We start from the raw sequence: 19,147 nt of genomic DNA on the forward strand, positions 1-19,147 counted from the left end.
GACGGCGAACACGACCACACGAGGACGGATCATGCACGGCAACGGGCGGCACGGCGGCGGCGCGGAACCCAGGGTGGTGGTCGGGGTGAGCGGGTCGCTGGGAAGCCTGGCCGCACTGCACCACGGCCTCGCCGAGGCCCGCGACCGCGGCGCCGTCCTGGTGCCGGTGCTCGCCTGGGAGCCTCCCGGCGGTGAGCACGGCTACCGGCGCTCGCCCTGCCCGCCGCTGCTCTCCGCCGTCCGGGAGGCCGCCGAACGGCGACTGCGGGACGCCCTCGACGCGGCCTTCGGCGGAGCCGACCCCGGTGTGCCGCTGAGCCCGGTGGTGGTCCGCGGCGAGACCGGCCCCGCCCTGCTGCACGTCGCCGACCGGCCCGACGACCTGCTGGTCCTCGGGCGCAGCGGCGGCCCGCTGCACCGCCGGCTGCGCCGCGCGGTGCCCGCCTACTGCGCCCGGCGGGCGGGCTGCCCGGTGCTGACCGTCCCGGGGCCCGAGCTGCTGCATGATCTGGAGGCCCTGCACCGGCGCACCCGATGGCACCTGCCGGTCGCCACCGAGCACGAACTCGCCTCGATGCGGCGGTAGTCCGCGGTGCGGATGTACTCGGCCCGGCGAACGGTACGGATGGCCCCGCTGCGCCTCGGCGCTCCACGCCGAGGGCGCGGCCCACGGACGGTCCGCCCGTGAGGACGGACCTCACCGAGGAACCGGGACTCCGGCCGGTGTCCGGAGCCCGCGGCGAACCGGTGGAGACGGGCGGCCGGGCGCGCGGCGCGGTCGCCGGTTCGGACAGCGGGCCCGCCCTCACGGGCGGGCCCGCGGCGGCCGCCCCGCGCCCCGGTGGGGGAGCGGGGCGGCGGTCACAGCGCGAGCAGCACGCGGTGGGCCAGGGTGGTGTCCCGCAGGGGTCTGACGGCGAGCCGGACCAGTGCCAGGGCGTTGTCGTCCCCGGCGATCCGGTTGGCGCTCAACTCGCCGCAGGACAGGCACTGGTGGATGACCATCCACTCGCCGTCGGCGCGGGCCGACAGGCTCAGCGCGGCCATCCGGCCGCCGCAACCGGCCGCCCGGTCGCCGGGTGTCCTGCCGTCGACGTGGCGGCTGGTCAGGCAGTGCGGGCAGTGGTTGCGGTGGGCGGTGCCGGGGGCGTCCAGGGAGACGTCCAGCCGGCAGCCCACGCAGCGGAAGGCGTGCGCCTGGTGGCCGCCCTGCTCGTGCAGGACGTCCTTGTGCCGCTGGGGTCGGCGCTCCCGCCGCCCCCGGCCGCCGGTGCTGTTCTTGCGTCGTGGCACGGTTCGGTGCTCCCTCTTCTGCGGCGGTTCAGAGGGTGCCGAACGCCTCGAGCGGGAACGGCGGTTGGGCGAGCGGGCGGACGGCCATCCGCATCAGGACGAGCTGGTTGTCGTCCGCGCAGATCGGCGTGGACGTCAGTTCGTCGCAGCGCACACACCGGTGGACGACCGTCCAGTCCCCGGTGCGCAGCACGGCGATGGCGATCGGCGACATCCGGCCCCGGCAGTCGCTCGGGCCGCCCTCGACCTGGTCGAGGACGTGCCGTGAATGCAGGCAGGACGGGCAGTGGTTGCGCCGCGTGCCGTCGGCGGCGTGGGTGGAGACGGTCAGACCGCACCAGGCGCAGGCGAAGGTGGAGGTCTTCAGGACGTGGGGAGTGCTGGAGGTGCTGGACACCCGGGTGTGCTCCTTGCCGAGGGGTTCCTGTGATGGCAGCAAGAGCAGGCCGAGTGGCCTCGACGGTTCGTCAGGCGGTTGTCGTCAGGCGGCGTGGCGAGGCGCACTCGGCGCGGTGCGGGACATCAAGACACCCTCTCCGGCCGGGCGTTGGCCCGGGTCGATCGGTACGGAACGGCGCCAGCCTAACCACACCCGTCGCACGGGTGCCAACGGATTTCCGCGGCTCTGACCCTCGCCGCGGGACGGACATAAGGGCGCGCAGGATGTCCGTATGCAGATGACCAACGTGCCCCGGACGGCGACCCCCGACGACGCGTCGTCCATCAGCCGATCGCTGGCCCTGGCCTTCGCCGACGATCCGGTGATGTGCTGGTTCTTCCCCGACGAGGCCACCCGGCGGGCGGGGCTGGTCGGTTACTTCACCACGCTGTTCACCCGTCAGTACGGCCGGTACGGGGTGTGCGAGCGGACCGCGAACGCGGCCGCGTTCTGGTTACCGCCGCGGGCGCAGGACAAGGCGGTCCCGGACGAGGGGACGCTCCGGGAGCTGACGGAACTGCTCGGCGACCGGGCCGAGCAGTTCCGGCGCTCCGTCGAGGCGGCCGCCGCCGACGCGCCGCAGGAACCGTACTGGTACCTGGCGGTCATCGGGGCCGACCCGGCCGCCCAGGGCCAGGGGCAGGGCGGCGCCCTGCTGCGCTCGGGACTGGCCAAGGCGGACGCGGACGGGCTGCCCGTGTACCTGGAGTCCTCCAAGAAGGAGAACCTGGCGGTCTACGGGCACTTCGGCTTCGAGGTGCTGGAGGAGGTCAGGCTGCCGGAGGACGGGCCGGCGCTCTGGGTGATGCGGCGTTCGGCGGGCTCCTAGCGGGCGTCCTGCCCGCATGCGGGACCCGCTGTGGTTCAGCGGGTGTCGCGGGCCGCGCGGAGGATGAGGTCGGTGACCGCGGCCGGGTGGGATACGGCGACCGCGTGGGAGGCCTTGTCGACGGTGACGGTGTGGGCGTGGGCGCGCTCGGCCATCCACTGCTCGGCCTTCGGCGGGATGTTGTAGTCCTGGCCGGCGACCAGGGCGTAGGAGGGGATGTCCTTCCAGGCCGCCTGTGAAGCCTTCTCCTCCAGGGCAAGGGTGGAGACCGGCCGCTGGGTGGCCGCCATGATCGCGGCAGTGGCAGCGGGGACGTCGGCCGCGAACTGGTGGCGGAACAGGTCCTGCTTGATGGTCAGTTCGGTGCCGGTGCCGCCGCCGGGCAGGGGGTAGGAGCTGGTGTTGAGGGTCTCGCCGAGGGTGCTGCCGGGGAACTTGCCGGCCAGCTCGCCGGCGCTCTCGCCGACGTTCGGGATGAACGCGGCGATGTAGACCAGCGCCTTCACGTCGGGGTCACCGGCGGCGGCCTGGGTGATCACCGAGCCGCCGTAGGAGTGGCCGACCAGGATCACGGGCCCGTGCACGCCGTCCAGGACGCTGCGCAGGTAGGCGGCGTCGCTGTTCACGCCGCGCAGTGGGTTGGCGGCGGCGATGACCGGGTAGCCGTCGCGCTGCAGTCGCTTGATGACGTCGGACCAGCTGGAGGCGTCGGCGAAGGCGCCGTGGACGAGCACGACGGTGGGCTTGGTCTGGCTCGCCCCGCCCTTCTGCGAGGCTGCGGCGCTGCTCACCGTGGTGGCGGCCAGCAGGGAGCCGGCCACGGCCGAGGCGAGGGCCACGGTGATGGCGGCCCGGCGAGCTGAACGGGTACGGGAGGAACGGGACATGACGGTCTCCTTGAAGGCGGTCGCCGGTGACGCGGTCTGGCAGGAAGGCGCGGGTGTGCCGCGTTTTGAACCGTTCTGACCGTTCTGATCGGCGACGCGGTTGAACGGCCACACCGGTGACGGCGTGAGGTCGGTCGAGCTGGGCCGGTCGGCCGGAATGGGCCGCGCGGTGCGCGGCGTCCGGCCTTGGGGGTGCGGGGCATCCGAGGGCGGCCCGGGGGAAGCCGGGCCGCCCTGGTGCGGGGTCAGGAGGTGCCGTGCAGGCCGGTGCAGAGGAAGCGGTTGGCCTGGTCGACGGCTGCCTCGGCGGCGTTGGTGTCGGCGAGGGCGTCGAGCATGGCGAAGTCGTGGATGATGCCCTGGTAGCGGACGGTGGTGATGTCGTTGCCGGCGGCGCGGAGCTTGGCGGCGTACGCCTCGCCCTCGTCCCGCAGGACGTCGGCCTCGTCGGTGATGACCAGGGCCTTGGGCAGGTCCTTGAGCTGGTCGAGGTTCGCGCGCAGCGGGGAGGCGAGGATCTGCTCGCGGTCCTTGGCGTTGGGGGCGTAGGCGTCCCAGAACCACTTCATGGCCTTGCGGGTCAGCCAGGGGCCGTTGGCGAACTCCCGGTAGGAGGGGGTTTCGAAGTCGGCGTCGGTGACGGGGTAGAAGAGCCGGGTGATGGTCTGCGAGTGGGACATGGTGAAGGGCGACTCTCGGTGGTCGAGGGGGAGGGCCCCAGATTAGGAACCCGTGTCCCCCCGCTTGTACGCGCAGCGCACTCGTTCCGGCCGGTCCGCGTACCCGTCGCCGACACCCGTTGGGGCGTCGACTCGGCTCGACAGTCGGGGGGATTCCGCTGTCGAACGCCCTGGCTCCGGTCAGTCGTCGGCGGGCAGCTCCGCCGGGACGGCGAGGACGTCGACCAGCGCCTCGCCGCGCAGGACGGTCAGCGGCAGCGGGCGGCCGATCGCGTCGGCCAGCATCAGGCGCTGGAGGGCCTGGGCGCTGCCCATCGGCTCGTCGGCGGCGGTGAGCAGCAGGTCGCCCTCGTGCAGTCCGGCGCGGTCGGCGGGTGCGCCGGGCACCACCTCGACGATCCGCAGGCCGGTGCGCTGCCCGGTGCGGTGGCGCACGGCCGGCGGGAGGGGCGCGGGCACCCCGGCGAGGCCGAGGTAGGCGCGGCGGATCCGGCCGTCGGAGAGCAGGGCGGCGACGATCCGGCGGCTGGTGGCGTCGATCGGGACGGCCAGGCCGAGCCCGTTCCCGGCCACCGCCGTGGTGATGCCGACCACCTCGCCGTTCGCGGTGGCCAGCGCGCCGCCGGAGTTGCCCGGGTTGAGCGCGGCGTCGGTCTGGATCACGTTGTCGATGACCCGCACCGTGCCGGCGGAGCGGGCCGGGATCGAGCGGCCGAGCGCGCTGACCACGCCCGCCGTGACCGTTCCGGCCAGTCCCAGCGGGTTGCCGACGGCGACGACCAGCTGCCCGACCCGCAGGGCGGTCGCCTCGCCGAGTGTCACCGGCGTCGGGGTCGGCCCGTCGGCGCGCAGGACGGCGAGGTCGGAGAGCAGGTCGGTGCCGATGGTGTGGAACGGGGAGGTGGTGCCGTCGGCGAAGGCCAGCGTCCCGGCGTCGGCGTGGCCGACGACATGGGCGTTGGTGAGCAGGAACCCGTCCTCGGTGAAGACCACGGCCGAGCCGAGCGCGGTGCTGAACCAGCCTCCCCGCCCGCGCCGGGGGACCTGGAGCGCGGCGACCCGCGGCGTCAGCGCGGCGGCGACGGAGGTGACGATCCGGGAGTAGGCGTCCAGCGGAGCCTGTGCCTCGGGGACCGGGCCAGGCCCGGGGAGCGTGTCGGCCATGGTGCTCACCCCTCTCGCGGGCGCGGTTCTCACGATGGCACCCGATGGCAACAACGGCGGGGCGCTCGGTCTTCCGCGCCCTCTGCCGACGCTGTCCTGACGCGTTCTTGACGTACGGATGGCCTGCGGGGAACCCCCAAGAAAGGGAAAAGCGGGAGTATTGTTCGGGTAAAGCCGCAGTGGTGGGAGGGGCCGATGGACACGACCATGCTGGAGCCGGACTGGCACGCGCTCGGCGGGCCGGGTGACGGGCCGGGGGACGGGCCGCTGGGGACGGAGCACCTCCTGGTCGCGGTGGCGGGGGAGGCGGGCCCCGCCGGCGCGGCCCTCGCCGCCGCCGGGGCGGGTGCGGACACCCTGCGCGCCCTGGTCCGGGAGCGCGAGGGGCGCTGGACGGCGGCCGACGGGCCCGTCGTCGGCGGGGAGGACGGTCGGCCGCTGAGCGGGGCCGCCGCCCGGGCGCTGGCCACCGCGACGGAGCGCGCCCGCCGGGACGGCGAACCCGGCTGCACCGCGGCACACCTGCTGCGCGCCCTGCTCGCCGACGAACGCTCCGACGGGCTCGCGGACGGGCTCGCCGATGGGCCCGGCGACGGCCACCGCGGCCGGACCCGCGCCGCCGAGCTGCTGCGTGCGGCCGGCGTCGCGCCGCAGGCCGTCCTGGACCGGCTCGACGGTGCCGGGCGGCAGGACGGTGACCTCGATCCGCTGCTCCGCCCCACCCGGGAGGCGCTGCTGGCCCGCCGCACCCGTCCGGCCCCGCGCTGGAAGCGTCTGGTGCGGCCGGGCTCCTCCGCTCCGGCGGCCTGGATCCGGCCGGAGGCCGACGCCCAGGCCGAGCGACTCGGCCGCCGTACGCCCGGCACCGAGCACGTCCTGCTCGCGCTGCTGGCCGTGCACGAAGTGGCCCGCCACGAGCCGCGGTTGGCGGCGGAGGACGGGGCCGGTGAGCTGCTCTCCGGGCTCGGCCTCGACTACGCCCGGGCGCACGCCGTGCTCGACTCCGGTGGGGTGATGCTGCCCGCCGACCCGCGCGCGGTCGAGGCCTATCTGGCCGACGCCGCAGGTCAGGGCACCGATCGGCTGGTCCGGGCGTTGCTGGAGGAGGACACCCGGGCCCGGCGCCTGGTCGAAGCCCTGCGCGGCTGAGGCGGCGCCGGCGCGACGAACCGCGACACCGGGACGAACCGCGACACCGAGAGGAAGGACACCCGATGCACGTCACCCTCGCCGAGGAGCTGATGCTGCTCTCGCTGGACGACGAGTCCGGCGTGGCGAAGGACGCCTCCACCGCCGCCTGGGCCGCCGCGGGCGGCATCCTGGCCGAGCTGGTGCTGGCCGGGCGGGTCGCGATCGAGGACGGCCGGCTCACCGTCGCCGACCGGACCCCGACCGGGGAGCCGCTGGTGGACGGCCGGCTGGCCCGGCTCGACGAGTGGGCCGCCGGACGCCGAGCCGGCAAGGCCAAGGCGGCCGATTGGCTGATCAAGGACCGGTCCACGGCGGTCGCCGACACCGTCGGGCGGCTGTGCGAGCGCGGCCTGGTGGTCGAGGAGCGCCGCCGGGCGCTGGGGATCTTCCCGGTCCGCCGTTACCCGGAGGCGGACGGCGGCGTGGAGCGGGAGCTGCGCGAGCGGCTGGCCGCGGCCGTGCTGAACGGCGCCGAGCCGGACCTGCGCACCGCCGCCCTGGTGGCCCTGCTGCACGGTTCCCGGCTGCACAGGCTGGCCTTCCCCGAGCTGCCCCGCAAGCAGGTCGAGCCGCGCTTCGCCGAGATCGCCGCCGGGGACGGGGCGGCCGAGTCCGTCCGCGAGGCGATCCGGACCGTGCAGGTCACCATGGCCGCCGTCACCACCGCGGCCACCGTGGCGGCGACCACCGCCGCCACCGTCTGAGGACGCCGGGCGGGCCGTGCGCCGAGCCGCGTGCGGCCCGCCCGGCCCCGCGGCTCGGCGAGCCCCGGTCGCTCAGAGCACCGCGGCGCCGAGCGTGATCGAGCAGAGCACCACCAGCACTCCGAGCGCGAGGAACCCGTACTCCAGTCCGGCCCGCTCGCGCCCGTCCACCAGCACCTGCCGCGGGTCCGCCGGGTCGTAGCGGACCGGGACGAAGCCGCCGTCCGGCAGCGGGTGGCGGGCGGTGGAGGGGACGGGGGAGAAGACCTCGATGACCCGGCCGTCCTCGGTCTCGAACTGGAGCAGCGGCCGCGGCGGCAGGGCGCGGTCCTCCGGCGCCAGGGCGCGTTCGCGCACCAGCGCCCGCGCCGGGACGCCGACCCGGCGCAGCCGCCGCAGTTCGCGCAGGCCGACCGCCCCGGCGAGGTAGGCGACCACGCCGCCCAGCGCACCGAACACCACGACCGCGAACCCGGCCGTACCGCCCATCGCCGCCTCCCTGTCCGCGACTCCCTCCGAGCTCCAGTATCACGCGGGCGAGGCGCTCTTGACGTCCCGGAATGGTCCAGTCCACCCTGAGCGACGGCATGTTCCTGTCACCACCGGCCTCCGATCGCCCCGGCCGGTCCCGACCACCGCAAGGAGCACCGTCCATGACCAAGCGCCCCGCCGTCCCCGCCGTCCCCGCCGTCCCCGCCGTCATCGCCGCGCTCACCGTCCTCACCCTCGGCGGCGTCCCCGCGGCCGTGGCAGCCGACCCCGCCGGCCCCGCCGCCCCGGCCGTGGTCAAGGTCGCCACCGCCAAGCAGCTCCAGAGCGCCCTCGCGGCCGCCGTGCCCGGCCAGACCATCCAGCTCGCCGACGGCACCTACTCGGGCAACTTCAAGGCCACCTCCGCCGGCACCGCCGCCGCCCGGATCACCCTCACCGGCTCCGCGAAGGCCGTCCTCACCACCCCCAGCGGCGGCGGCTACGGCCTCCACCTCGACGGCGCGAGCTACTGGACCGTCCAGGGGCTGACCGTCACCGGCGCCCAGAAGGGCGTCATGGCCGACGCCGCGAACCACGTGGTGCTCGACGGCCTGACGGTCCACCACACCACCATGGAGGGCGTGCACTTCCGCAACTCCAGCGCGTACGGCACGCTGCGCGACTCGCGCGTCCACGACACCGGCCTCGGCGGGGACGGCATGGGCGAGGGCGTCTACGTCGGCACCGCCAACACCCTGACCGACCGCAGCGACCACGTGCGGATCACCGGCAACACCTTCGGCCCGAACATCGGCGGCGAGAACGTCGACCTCAAGGAGGGCACCATCGGCGGCCTGGTCTCCGGCAACACCTTCGACGGCGACGGCCTCACCGGGCGCAACTACGACGACTCCTGGGTCGACGTGAAGGGCAACGACTACGTCATCGAGAACAACACCGGTCGGCGCACCACCGACGACGGCTACCAGACCCACGGCGTCCGGCCGGGCTGGGGCTGCGGCACCGTCTTCCGGGGCAACCGCTCCGACCTCACCGGCGCCACCGGCCCGGACCGGTACGCGATCGACGTGACCAACTACGACGCGGCGACGTGCAGGACCACGATCGGCGCGGGCAACACCGTCACCGGGGGCCGGGGTCTGGTGAACCCCGGCGTCCCGATCGGATAGTCCTACAGATCCTCGAGCGGGGTGTCCGGGTCGGCCAGTGCCTCGGCGTCCACCACCCGCCCCGAACGCACCAGTTCGCGGATCGGGTCGGTGACGTCCCAGACGTTGACGTTCATCCCCGCGAGCACCCGGCCGCCGGACAGCCAGAACGCGATGAACTCGCGGGTGGCCGGGTCGCCGCGGAACACCACCCGGTCGTAGCCGTCCGGCTCGACGTAGCCGACGTACTCCATTCCGAGGTCGTACTGGTCCGTGAAGAAGTACGGGACCCGGTCGTACACCGCGTCCGGCTGTCCGAGCAGCGCGCGGGCGGCGGTCTGCGGCTGGTTGAGCGCGTTGGCCCAGTGCTCGACCCGCACGTGCCGGCCGAACAGCGGGTGGTAGGCGTTGGCGACGTCACCGGCCGCGTAGACGTCCGGGTCCGAGGTGCGCAGGTGCTGGTCGGTCTTGACGCCGTTGTCGACCTCCAGCCCGGCCGCCTCGGCGAGGCCGGTGGCGGGGGAGATGCCGATGCCGACCACCACCGCGTCGGCCGCCACCGTCGTTCCGTCGGCGAGCCTCACGCCGCTCACCGTGCCGTCCTCGCCGGTCAGTTCGGTCACCTTGACGCCGAAGCGCAGGTCCACTCCGTGCTCCCGGTGCAGGTCGGCGAAGACCTGGGCGACCTCCCGGCCGAGCACCCGCAGCAGCGGAAGTTCGAGCGCCTCCAGCACCGTCACCTCGGCGCCCGCCTCCCGAGCGGCTGCCGCCACCTCCAGGCCGATCCAGCCCGCGCCGATCACCGCGATCCGGGCCCCGGGCCGCAGCGCGGCCTTGATCCGGTCGCTGTCCTCGATCCGGCGCAGGTAGAGCACCCCGTCCAGGTCCGCGCCGGGCACCGGCAGCCGGCGCGGCACCGAGCCGGTGGTCAGCAGCAGCTTGGCGTACTCCACCTGCCCGTCGTCGGCGAGCGTCACGGTGTGCCCGGCCGGGTCGATCGAGGCCACCGCCGTGCCCAGGCGCAGCGTGACGTCGTGCTCCGCGTACCACTGCGGCGGGTGGACGTGGATCTTCTCCCGGGGCGTCTTGCCCTGGAGGTAGCCCTTGGACAGCGGCGGCCGCTCGTACGGGCGTTCGTGCTCTTCGCCGATCAGGACGATGCCGCCCCGGTATCCTGCCTCGCGCAGTGCCTCGGCCGCCTTCGCGCCGCCCAGGGACGCCCCGACGATGACGATCGGGCGCTCCCGCCCGTCGCCCGCTCGCGCTGCCCCGGTGCCCGTGTCCGTGCCCGCCATGCTCGACTCCTCGCTCTCCGGCCGTGGTCGGGGCCAGCCTGCCGCCGTCCGGGTGGTCTGTCGAGACCGCGCCTGGCGCGCCGCGCCGCGCTCGCCCGTACGGGTGAGGCCGGGCGCGGGCGGACCTCAGTCGGTCATCGCCGCCCTGACCAGCGCGGTGTCGGTGAACTGTTCGAAGCGTACGATCCGGCCGCCGCGCACGGTGAAGTGGTGGGCGACCCGGACCGCGAGCGGTCTTCCGGTGGCCCGGTGGACGGCCGTGTAGCGGCCCAGCACCACCACGGTCTCGCCGTCCACCACGTAGGTGTCGTCGTGCGCCGTCCAGCCGTCCCAGTCGGCGGCCAGCCGCTCCATCACGCCGGCGGTGACGCCCTTCGGGGTGCGGTAGGTGCCGGCCAGCGGGAAGCCGGCCATCTCGGTCCACTCCACGTCCTCGGCCAGGGTGGCGCGCAGCGCGGCCAGGTCGCCCCGGGCGGACGCCAGGTACTGGCGGCGCACCACGTCGGCGGGGGCGGAGGACTCCGCGAAGGCGGAGACGTCCCGGGGGATCTCGATCACCGTCCGCTCACCCCCAGGCCATCTCGCCCATGACGACCTTGGTGCCGATGTCCACCGCGATCCGCAGCCCCAGCTTCGGGAAGCGCCGCTCCAGCGACTCCTTGGCGGAGGCCGCGTCCCCGGCCCGGCCGATCTCGGTCTCGAAGGCGCGCAGGTAGGCGCGGGTGTGGTCGACGGCGTTGAGGTCGGTGGGCGCGCCGGCGATCCGGTGGCCGGCCGCCACCCAGGTCGGGTGGAGCGCCTCGATGCCGTCCAGCAGGTCGATCCAGGCGGCCCGTTGGGCGGAGGTGGGGGTGTCGGCGGTCCACACGTGCAGGCCCTCGAAGAGCAGCACCCCGCCCAGCACGGCGCGGTGGTGGTGCTGCCAGAGGTAGTGCCGGTCCGGCAGGTGGAAGTCGGCGCCGCGCAGCTCGAAGCGGTGCCCCTCGAAGACCAGCTCGTCCCCGTGCAGCACCTCGGGCCGCACCAGCCGGGTGGGCAGCTCCGGGCCCAGGTGCGCCCAGGCGCGCAGCTTGGCTTCGTACGTCTCCTGGATGTGCTCGACGGTGGAGGCGGTGGCCAGGAAACGGGCCTGCGGGAAGGCGTCCTGGACCTCCTGGGCGCCGAAGTAGAAGTCCGGGTCGCCGTGGCTGACGAAGACGGTGGTCAGCCGCTTGCCGCTCGCCCCGATCCGTTCGACCAGGCGGCGCCCGTCGGAGCGGGTGAACCCGGCGTCCACCAGCAGGGCGTCGTTCGGGCCGGTGACCAGGACGGAGGTCTTGTTGAGCGAGCTGTCGGGGCTGTCGATGATCTCGAAGTCGAGAGCACTCATGAGCTGAACGGTCCTTCCTCCTGGCCGGCACGCCTCGCCGTCAGCATCGGTGCTCGGCGGGACGTCCGCATCCCGAAGGCGCGACGTCCGCATCCCGAAGGACCGGGTGCGTCCCGCGGACCCGGCGCTCCGCCGGACGCGTCGTCCTATCCGCGGGTCCAGAGACCGAGGTCGCTGCTGGTGGCGACCGCGAGGGTCCGGCCGGTGGGGGAGAAGCCGGCCGCGCGGAAGGTGGACCGGTCGGAGTCGAGGACCAGCCACCAGCTCTCGCCGTGCTCGCCCTGCCACGGCCCCCGGCCGTTGGCGAGCAGCACCCGGTGGTGCGGCCACTCCGGGGCGACCACCTCGACGTGCCAGCCGCCCTCCGCGGCCGTGTGCAGCCCGCCGCCCCACAGCCCCGCCACCGGGATGCGCACGTCCGCGACCTGGCCGAGGCCGGGGCAGGCGAGGTCCAGGCCGTCCGGGTCCTCGGCGGGCTCGTGGTCGCGGGCCAGCTTGAGGCCGGTCACCGCGTCGAACAGGCCGTGGCCGCCGTGCGAGACCGTCAGCACCAGGTCGTGCCCGCTCTCCGGGTGGACGGCGAAGCCGATGCCGAGCAGCCCGCCGACCGCGAACAGGCCCCGGCCGACCGGCCGCCACGGCTCCGGCGGGGCGGTCACCTCGGCGGCCATGATCCGGTCGCGGAGGTGCTGCTGGTGCGAGGTCAGGGCCATGCGGCCGATCATCCCACCGGGGCGTGCCCGCCGCGCCGGCCCGTCGGCGCGCCCGCCGGTCAGCGGGCCGACCCCGGCCGCGGCACCGCCGGCTCGGCTCGGACGTCCCGGAGGCGGTGCCGCGGTGAGAGCCGTCGTGGCGGTGAGCGGGAACAGCCCGGGCATCCGGCACGTTCGCCCGATCATGACCGACGACACCGCTCCCGAGATCCTCCGCTACGCCGCCTTCGCGACCCGCCCCGAGGGCGGCAACCCGGCCGGCGTGGTGCTCGACGCCGCCGGGCTGACCGACGAGCGGATGCTCGCCGTCGCCGCCGAGGTCGGGTACTCCGAGACCGCCTTCCTGACCGCCGGCCCGACCGAGGGCACCTACCGCGTGCGGTACTTCAGCCCGCTCGCCGAGGTGCCGTTCTGCGGGCACGCGACGGTCGGCTCCGCCGTGGCCCTCGCCGAGCGCGTCGGCCCCGGGCGGTACGTCTTCGCGACCGCGGCCGGGGACGTGCCGGTCGAGGTCGCGCGCGGGGCCGACGGGCTGCTGCGCGCCACCCTCACCAGCGTCGAGCCGAAGGTCGAGGAGGTGCCGGCGGCCGACGTCGCGCAGGCGCTCGCCCTGCTCGGCTGGTCCGCCGACGACCTCGACCCGGCCCTGCCGCCCCGTGTCGCCTACGCGGGTGCCCGGCACCTCGTCCTGCCGGTCGCCACCCGCGAACGGCTGGCCCGGCTCGACTACGACTTCGACGGCCTGGCGGACTTCATGCGCGCCCGTGATCTGATCACCCTGCAGCTCGCCTGGCGGGAGGGCCCCGAGGTGTTCCACGTCCGCAACCCGTTCCCGGTCGGCGGCGTGGTCGAGGACCCGGCCACCGGCGCCGCCGCGGCCGCCTTCGGCGCGTACCTGCGGGAGCTCGGCGCGGTGGCGGCCCCGGCCGCGCTGACCCTCCACCAGGGCGACGACCTGGGCCGCCCCGGCGTCCTGCGGGTCGAACTGCGGGCGGAGGACACCCGGGTCCGGGTCTCCGGCACGGCGGTGGCCATCGGCTAGGCCCGGCTCCGGGCCTCACGCGGCGGGGGTCGGAGCAGGACCTGCTCGCCCTCGCCCCACCCGGTCGATCGGTATCCGCTGACAGATCCACTGGACGGGGCCCGTCGCCCACGTGGTCCTGCCTGTCCCGGGAGGGCGGGTGGGCCGCCCCGTTCCGCGCGGGGAAGCCGCCACCGGGAGAAGCCCCCGTGCTCGACCCCGCGCTCAGGCAAGCGCTCCGGCGGTTCCGTTCGGTGCGGTCGAACCGACCCGACGGCCGTGACCCGCGCCGCCTCGCCGACTGGCGGGAATCGATGGCCGACGCCCTGGACGAGTCGGCCGTCAGGCTCGTCTCCGGGTCCGACCGGGAGCAGGCCGGGGCGGCGGCGGAAGGCTACCGGGCGCAGGCGGCGGCCCTTCGCTCGGCGTGCGGGGAAAACCGTTGGCGAGTGTCGGCTCCCGTGGGTGAAGCTGCTCGGATGCAGCGAGCGAGCAACCGGACCGTGACGGTCGATCTCACGTACGGCGACGAGTACTTCGGTCAGTTGTCCCCCTTCGAGGTGGGCCTCGGCTGGTGGTCCTCCGTGGACGAGGTGGTCGCGCTGGCGACGGAGGCCTCCGGGGTGCCGGTGCTGGTGGCGCGGCTGGTCGACGGGGACAGCGAGGACCCGGGCCACGGCGGGCGGGTGCGCTACCACGCCGAGGCGCTGCGCCGCCCGGCCGGGTTGAACTCCCGCCCCCTGGAGGGCGATGCGGCCGCGCTGCTCGGCCCCGCCGAGCGGCGCGCCGCCTGGGCCACGCCCGCAGGTCTGCGGTCGGCGCTGGACTGGGCGGAGACGGAGCTCGGCGCCGTCGGCCGGCCGCAGGCCGCGCCCGCCCGGCAGATCCGGACCTGGAACCTCTCAGGCCTCTTCCGCCTCCCCACCGACACCGGCGTCGACGCCTGGCTCAAGACCACGACGCCCGCGTTCAACGCCCACGAGGGCGAGGTCATCGCGCTGCTCGGCGGCGTCGACCGCGCGCTGGTCCCGACCGTCCTCGCCGCCGACCCCGCCGGCGGGCGGCTGCTGCTCGACCACGTCCCCGGCGAGGACTGCTGGGACCCGTCCGCCGGGACGGTCGCCGACCTCGTCCCCCGGTTCGTCGCCGCCCAGACCGTGCTCGCGGGCCGGCCGGCCGACCTGGCCGGACTGCGCGACCGCACCCCCCGCGCCCTGGCGGCCCAGCTGACGGCCCTGCTGGACCGGCTCCCCGAGGAGACCGACCTGACGACCGAGGAGCTGGACGGCCTGGCCGGCTTCGCCGCCGACCTGCCCGGGCTGCTGGACCGGCTCGCCGACTGCGGACTGCCGCAGACCCTGGTCCACGGCGACTTCCACCCCGGCAACTGGCGTTCCGACGGCGCGAGCACGGTGGTCGTCGACTACGCCGACTCCTGCCTCGGGCACCCGGCCCTGGACGGGCTGCGCCCCCGCGCCTACCTCGGCCCGGAGGCCTGGCAGCACCATGCCCGGCTCTGGACGGAGGCCTGGCAGCGGCACGCCCCCGGCTCCGACCCGGGCCGCGCCCTCCACCTGGCCGAGCCGCTGTACCACCTGTCCTACGCCCTGCGTTACCAGGAGTTCCTGGACCACATCGAGCCGAGCGAACGCCCGTACCACGAAGGCGACCCGGCCTCCGAGCTGCGCGCCGTACTGGCCTGCGGCCCGGTCGCCCGCCGGACGTAGACTGCCGGGGTGGAACGACCGACGCCGACCCCCGGAGCCTTCGGGACGTCCGTCCTGCCCGAACTGCCGTTGCAGGAACTGGAGTGCTTCTCCGTCCTCGTCCACCAGCTGCACTTCGGGCGGACGGCGCAGCGCCTCGGCGTCTCGCAGGGACGGGTGTCCCAGCTGATCAAGCGGCTGGAGACCCGGATCGGCGCGCCGGTGTTCGAACGGACCAGCCGCCGGGTCGAGTTGACCGGGCTGGGGCGGGCGCTGGCCGAGCAGGTGGTGCCCGCCTTCGAGCGGCTCCGGGAGGGGTACGACGCCGCCCGGGCCGGGGCCGCGACGGCGGTGCCGCTGCGGCTGGGCTTCCAGTGCGCGGTGTACGAGCCGGTCGCCCGGGTGATCGCGAGCCTGCCGGAGGGGGCGGCGCAGCTGGTCGAACTGCCGTGGGCGGACCCGTTCTCGCAGCTCGCCCGGGGCGAGATCGACCTGGCGATCGTGCTCGCCCCGTGCCGGGAGCCGGGGCTGGAGGTGCTGATGGAGTTCTCCCGGCAGCCGGTGTGGGTGGCGGTCTCGGCCGCGCAGCGCCTCGGCGGGGCGGAGGGGGTGGGCGTGGACGAGCTGGCCGCGCTGCCGCTGATCGAGCCGCGCGGCCCGGCACCCGAGTACTGGCGGCAGGCCAACGCGCCCCGGCGGACGCCGGACGGGCGGGAGCTGGCCTACTCCGCGGGCGCGGCCACCATCCAGGAGGGCCTGTCGATGGTGGCCGGCACCCGCCAGGGGCTGCTGCTGTGCGAGCGCAGCACGACGTACGTCCAGCGGCCGGACATCCGTTTCCTGCCGGTGCCGGGGCTGGAGCCGACCGCGCTGGAGGTGGTCCAGCGGGAGCGGCGCCCGCACCGGCTGGCGGCCGGGTTCGTCGAGCTGCTGGCCGGGCACGTCGACTGAGCCGAAGGGCCAGGGCGTGTCTGACACGCCCTAAGGCCTGTCCGGGCCCGGTGAGTCCGGCCTTCCGGCGCCCGGCCGGGAGAGCAGGGCGAGCAGCAGCCCGAGGGCCGACAGTCCGGCGGCGGTGAGCAGGGCGGCACGGTTCCCGGCCCGGTCGACGACGAGGCCGCCGGCGAGGGAGCCGAGGGCGATGCTCGCGTTGAAGACGCCGGCCCAGATCGCCGCCGAGGCCTCGATCCGCGCCGGGTCGGCCATCCGGACCCAGGTCTGGGTGGAGACCGACACCCCGCCGTACGAGGCTCCCCAGACGACCAGGACGAGCAGGACGGCGGCGACGCCGGTGGCGTACGCGAGCAGGGCGGCGGCCAGGGCGACGCCGCCGAGGGCGAGGGCGACGGCGGTCTTCGGGTGGCGCCCGGCGAGCGGGCCGAGAGTGAAGTTCCCGGCGACGCCCGCGAGTCCGTACACCAGCAGGCAGGCGGCGACGACGCCGCTGCTCAGGCCCGCGTCGGCTTCGAGGACCGGGCGGACGTAGGTGTAGCCGGCGAAGTGGCCGAGCACGACGAAGGCGGTGATCGCGATCCCGGCGGCGACGCCCCGGTGGCGCGGGATGCCGCGCGGTGCGTCGAGCCGGGTGCGCTCCTGCACGGGCGGTGCGGGCGGTGCGGGCAGCGCGGGCAGGGTGGCGGCGAGGACGGCGGCGGAGGCGGCGCCGAGCAGGGCGAACGCCCAGAACGCGGCGCGCCAGTCGAGCAGCGCGGCCAGGTAGGTGCCCAGCGGGACGCCGAGGACGGAGGCGATGGAGACGCCGGAGAAGATCAGTGTCATGGCGAGGGCGAGCCGCGGGCCGTCGGCGAGGCGCGGGCCGAGGCTCGCGGTGAGGCCCCAGACGACGCCCATGGCGGCGCCGAGCAGGACGCGGCCGGCGGCCAGGACGGCGAAGTTCGGCGCCAGTGCCGTCACCGCGTCGGCGACGCCGAGCAGCAGCATGAAGGCGACCAGGACGCTCCGGCGGTCGCGCGGGCCGACGAGCCGCGGCGCGAAGGGGCAGAGGACGGCGGCGATCAGGCCGGTGACGGTGAGGGAGAGGCCGGTGACCCCGTCGGTGACGCCGAGGCTGTGGGACATCGGGGTGAGCAGGCCGACCGGCATCATCTCGGAGGACACCACGGTGAAGGTGGCGAGCGCGACGGCGAGGACCGGGGACCAGCGGTGGGCGGTGGGTGAACCGGCCGGTGGGGCCAGGGTGTCGGCGTTTGTCATGCGGCCAGCCCATCAGCCGGCGGAAGGCCCCGACAAGATCGATGAGCTCATCGACCGATGAGCCGGGTTAATCGATCGCCCGGCCCGTGCCCTGCCGGAGGAACTCCCGGTGGTGCCCACCGCGGGTCGTCGCGGCGGGCACCACCGGGGCGCGCTCACTCCGCGGGGGCGATCCGGTGGCCGCCGCGGGCCGAGTGCAGGCTGAGCGCCTCGACCGGGCAGAAGTCCACCGCCTCGCTCAGCCCGTCCGTCGGCTCCGCGCCGCCGTCCGCGTACCGGGCCAGCGGCGCGGCCAGCCCGTCGGCGCCGAGGACCAGCGAGTCGGGGGCGCTGAGGACGCACATCCCGGAGCCGATGCAGCGGTCCCGGTCGACCCGGACGATCACCGGCTCGGTGTCCGCGCGGCCCGTCACCATTCCACCCGCAGGGAGTTCGGGCTGCGGGTGAGCAGGCCGCGCCGCCAGTCGATCCGGTCGACCGGGTCGGCCAGCCGCAGGGCGGGCAGCCGGCGGGCCAGCCGGTGCAGCGCGAGCTCCAGCTCCATCCGGGCCAGCCAGGCGCCCAGGCAGTGGTGCGGCCCGGCGCCGAAGGTGAGCGTGGGGGCGGTCAGCGGGGCGAACAGCTCGGTGAGCAGGTCCCCGGTGAACGCCTCCGGGTCGTGGTTGGCGGCGGCCGCGTCGGCGGCGACCACGCTGCCGGCCGGGATGACCACGCCGCCGATCTCGACGTCCTCGACGGTGCGGCGCATGAGCCCGGGCATGTACTCCTGGCGGTCGCCGAGCGGGACGGCGCGCAGCAGCTGCTCGGTCGCGGCGGCGGCGCTGGCTTCGTCGGAGGAGAGCCGCTGCCAGGCCTCGCGGCCGTCCTGGAGCAGGTAGACCAGGGCGTTGCCGAGGCTGGTCATGGTGGTCTCGTGGCCGGCCACGACCAGGCCGATGACCAGCGTGACCAGCTGGCCCTCGGTGATCGAGCCGTCCTCGGCGGCGGCCGCGAGCAGGCTGCTGACCAGGTCCTCGCCGGGGGCGGAGCGGCGCTCGGCGATCACCTCGGCGCCGAAGGCGGCGAACTCGGTCATCGCGGTGACGATCTCGTCGGCGCTGTACGCGGTGACGGACATCGCGTGGTCGCTCCAGTGCGCGAGCCGCTTGCCGTCCAGGTTGTCCAGGCCCATCAGCCGGCTGATCACGGCGACCGGCAGCGGGCGGGAGTAGCCGGCGATGACGTCGGCGGGGGAGCCGTGGTCGATCAGCTCGTCGATCAGCGACTCGACCACCGAGGCCACCCAGGGCCGCCAGCGTTCGATCGCGCGCGGGGTGAAGGCGCGCTGCACGGTGCGGCGCAGCCGCTGGTGCTCGGTGCCGTCGATGTTCAGCATGCTCTGCGGGTCGTCCAGGATGTTGGGCGTGACCGTGATCGACGGGGCGTCCGGCGCGTAGAGCGGGGCGCGGCCCAGCCGCGGGTCGGTCAGCACCTGGCGCACGTCGGCGTGCCGGCTGACCAGCCAGACCGGCGTGCCGGTGGGCAGCGCGGCGAGGCGGGGCGGGCCGGGTTCGAGCAGACGCATGCAGTGCAGCGGGGGGAGCGGGGCGGTGCCGGCGCTGGTCGCACTGTTCTCGGTGGACATCCGTACTCCAGACTCCAGGGCGGTGGGCCGCGGAACGCGACCCGACGGGGGGTGGATCCGGGGATCGTGCGGGGGACGGGTGATGCGGCCGGCTGGCGGCTCGACACGGGCCGGGGTTCGGTCGGGCTCCTACGGGATGTGGCGCGAAATGTGCGCGGGTGCACGGTCGGTGCGCACCCGGCGCGGTCGGTGCGCGGTCACGCGCCGACGGGCGGGGCGGGTGTGCTGAGCGTGGTCGTGTGGACCGTCTCAGCTACGACCGTACGTGGGCGGCGGGCGCCCGTCTGCGGCGATTCCAGCCAACGCGGGTACTTTCCGGGCACTTCGGGGAGTGCTGACGGGCGCTCAGCGCCGCCCGTGCGCTCCCCTCGGCGAAGC

Annotated in this window: 21 protein-coding genes; 8 read left to right on the forward strand and 13 right to left on the reverse strand. The window is 75.2% G+C overall.

The genetic code is table 11. The annotated features are described in order from the left end of the window. The first annotated feature begins 31 nt into the window (after positions 1 to 31). Positions 32 to 586 (forward strand): universal stress protein, encoded by a 555-nt coding sequence (locus ABZ449_RS17580; protein WP_360346483.1) that lies wholly within the window; start codon positions 32 to 34, stop codon positions 584 to 586. Between the two features lie 275 nt (positions 587 to 861). Here the strand turns inward: ABZ449_RS17580 and ABZ449_RS17585 are convergent, their stop codons facing one another. Both ABZ449_RS17585 and ABZ449_RS17590 read right to left on the reverse strand, forming a co-directional pair. Then, positions 862 to 1,293, reverse strand: coding sequence for an RNHCP domain-containing protein (locus ABZ449_RS17585; protein WP_360346485.1), 432 nt, complete (start codon positions 1,291 to 1,293; stop codon positions 862 to 864). Between the two features lie 28 nt (positions 1,294 to 1,321). Then, on the reverse strand, positions 1,322 to 1,690 hold the full coding sequence (locus tag ABZ449_RS17590; RefSeq protein WP_360346487.1) for an RNHCP domain-containing protein: 369 nt from the start codon (positions 1,688 to 1,690) through the stop codon (positions 1,322 to 1,324). A 274-nt stretch (positions 1,691 to 1,964) separates the two neighbouring features. Between ABZ449_RS17590 and ABZ449_RS17595 the strand changes: the two genes are divergently transcribed. Further along, positions 1,965 to 2,561, forward strand: coding sequence for a GNAT family N-acetyltransferase (locus ABZ449_RS17595; protein WP_360346489.1), 597 nt, complete (start codon positions 1,965 to 1,967; stop codon positions 2,559 to 2,561). Positions 2,562 to 2,596: 35 nt separating this feature from the next. On the opposite strand, the gene ABZ449_RS17600 is transcribed toward ABZ449_RS17595, so the two are convergent. From ABZ449_RS17600 to ABZ449_RS17610, 3 genes are all read right to left on the reverse strand, one after another. Beyond that, positions 2,597 to 3,448: an alpha/beta hydrolase gene (locus ABZ449_RS17600; protein WP_360346491.1), complete on the reverse strand. Its 852-nt coding sequence runs from the start codon at positions 3,446 to 3,448 to the stop codon at positions 2,597 to 2,599. A gap of 245 nt (positions 3,449 to 3,693) precedes the next feature. After that, on the reverse strand, positions 3,694 to 4,128 hold the full coding sequence (locus ABZ449_RS17605) for an alpha/beta hydrolase fold domain-containing protein (RefSeq protein WP_360346493.1): 435 nt from the start codon (positions 4,126 to 4,128) through the stop codon (positions 3,694 to 3,696). 180 nt (positions 4,129 to 4,308) lie between these two features. After that, positions 4,309 to 5,292 carry a trypsin-like peptidase domain-containing protein gene (locus ABZ449_RS17610; protein ID WP_360346495.1) on the reverse strand — a complete coding sequence of 328 codons (984 nt, stop codon included), beginning with the start codon at positions 5,290 to 5,292 and terminating at the stop codon, positions 4,309 to 4,311. 195 nt (positions 5,293 to 5,487) lie between these two features. Between ABZ449_RS17610 and ABZ449_RS17615 the strand changes: the two genes are divergently transcribed. Then, positions 5,488 to 6,441, forward strand: a complete 954-nt coding sequence (locus ABZ449_RS17615; protein WP_360346497.1) for a Clp protease N-terminal domain-containing protein — start codon at positions 5,488 to 5,490, stop codon at positions 6,439 to 6,441. 65 nt (positions 6,442 to 6,506) lie between these two features. Next, positions 6,507 to 7,187, forward strand: a complete 681-nt coding sequence (locus ABZ449_RS17620) for a GPP34 family phosphoprotein (protein ID WP_360346499.1) — start codon at positions 6,507 to 6,509, stop codon at positions 7,185 to 7,187. A gap of 72 nt (positions 7,188 to 7,259) precedes the next feature. Here the strand turns inward: ABZ449_RS17620 and ABZ449_RS17625 are convergent, their stop codons facing one another. Next, positions 7,260 to 7,676, reverse strand: a complete 417-nt coding sequence (locus tag ABZ449_RS17625; RefSeq protein ID WP_360346501.1) for a DUF3592 domain-containing protein — start codon at positions 7,674 to 7,676, stop codon at positions 7,260 to 7,262. A gap of 164 nt (positions 7,677 to 7,840) precedes the next feature. Between ABZ449_RS17625 and ABZ449_RS17630 the strand changes: the two genes are divergently transcribed. Beyond that, positions 7,841 to 8,848, forward strand: coding sequence for a right-handed parallel beta-helix repeat-containing protein (locus tag ABZ449_RS17630; RefSeq protein ID WP_360346503.1), 1,008 nt, complete (start codon positions 7,841 to 7,843; stop codon positions 8,846 to 8,848). A gap of 2 nt (positions 8,849 to 8,850) precedes the next feature. On the opposite strand, the gene ABZ449_RS17635 is transcribed toward ABZ449_RS17630, so the two are convergent. The 4 genes from ABZ449_RS17635 to ABZ449_RS17650 all read right to left on the reverse strand — a co-directional run bounded on the left by ABZ449_RS17635 (position 8,851) and on the right by ABZ449_RS17650 (position 12,204). Then, the gene (locus ABZ449_RS17635; RefSeq protein WP_360346505.1) at positions 8,851 to 10,122 is read right to left on the reverse strand and encodes an FAD-dependent oxidoreductase; all 1,272 of its coding nucleotides are present in this window, start codon (positions 10,120 to 10,122) and stop codon (positions 8,851 to 8,853) included. A gap of 126 nt (positions 10,123 to 10,248) precedes the next feature. After that, positions 10,249 to 10,671: a nuclear transport factor 2 family protein gene (locus ABZ449_RS17640; RefSeq protein WP_360346560.1), complete on the reverse strand. Its 423-nt coding sequence runs from the start codon at positions 10,669 to 10,671 to the stop codon at positions 10,249 to 10,251. Between the two features lie 16 nt (positions 10,672 to 10,687). After that, positions 10,688 to 11,491, reverse strand: a complete 804-nt coding sequence (locus ABZ449_RS17645) for an MBL fold metallo-hydrolase (protein ID WP_360346507.1) — start codon at positions 11,489 to 11,491, stop codon at positions 10,688 to 10,690. Positions 11,492 to 11,637: 146 nt separating this feature from the next. Next, entirely contained in the window at positions 11,638 to 12,204 is a 567-nt protein-coding gene (locus ABZ449_RS17650; RefSeq protein ID WP_360346509.1) for a hypothetical protein, read from the reverse strand. 184 nt (positions 12,205 to 12,388) lie between these two features. On the opposite strand from ABZ449_RS17650, the gene ABZ449_RS17655 reads away from it, so the two are divergent. The 3 genes from ABZ449_RS17655 (at position 12,389) to ABZ449_RS17665 (ending at position 15,882) form a co-directional block, all read left to right on the forward strand. Then, positions 12,389 to 13,246, forward strand: a complete 858-nt coding sequence (locus ABZ449_RS17655; protein ID WP_360346511.1) for a PhzF family phenazine biosynthesis isomerase — start codon at positions 12,389 to 12,391, stop codon at positions 13,244 to 13,246. Between the two features lie 482 nt (positions 13,247 to 13,728). Beyond that, on the forward strand, positions 13,729 to 14,952 hold the full coding sequence (locus ABZ449_RS17660; protein ID WP_360346513.1) for an aminoglycoside phosphotransferase family protein: 1,224 nt from the start codon (positions 13,729 to 13,731) through the stop codon (positions 14,950 to 14,952). A gap of 9 nt (positions 14,953 to 14,961) precedes the next feature. Next, complete coding sequence (locus ABZ449_RS17665; protein ID WP_360346515.1) at positions 14,962 to 15,882, forward strand: LysR family transcriptional regulator; 921 nt, start codon at positions 14,962 to 14,964, stop codon at positions 15,880 to 15,882. A 30-nt stretch (positions 15,883 to 15,912) separates the two neighbouring features. On the opposite strand, the gene ABZ449_RS17670 is transcribed toward ABZ449_RS17665, so the two are convergent. The 3 genes from ABZ449_RS17670 to ABZ449_RS17680 all read right to left on the reverse strand — a co-directional run bounded on the left by ABZ449_RS17670 (position 15,913) and on the right by ABZ449_RS17680 (position 18,769). Beyond that, positions 15,913 to 17,145 (reverse strand): MFS transporter, encoded by a 1,233-nt coding sequence (locus ABZ449_RS17670; RefSeq protein ID WP_360346517.1) that lies wholly within the window; start codon positions 17,143 to 17,145, stop codon positions 15,913 to 15,915. A gap of 155 nt (positions 17,146 to 17,300) precedes the next feature. Beyond that, positions 17,301 to 17,561 carry a ferredoxin gene (locus tag ABZ449_RS17675; RefSeq protein ID WP_360346519.1) on the reverse strand — a complete coding sequence of 87 codons (261 nt, stop codon included), beginning with the start codon at positions 17,559 to 17,561 and terminating at the stop codon, positions 17,301 to 17,303. Further along, positions 17,555 to 18,769 (reverse strand): cytochrome P450, encoded by a 1,215-nt coding sequence (locus ABZ449_RS17680; protein WP_360346521.1) that lies wholly within the window; start codon positions 18,767 to 18,769, stop codon positions 17,555 to 17,557. The genes ABZ449_RS17675 and ABZ449_RS17680 overlap by 7 nt, the downstream gene beginning before the upstream one ends. Positions 18,770 to 19,147: the final 378 nt, after the last annotated feature.

It is taken from the genome of Kitasatospora sp. NPDC005856 (genome assembly GCF_040629945.1).
Taxonomy (GTDB): Bacteria; Actinomycetota; Actinomycetes; order Streptomycetales; family Streptomycetaceae; genus Kitasatospora.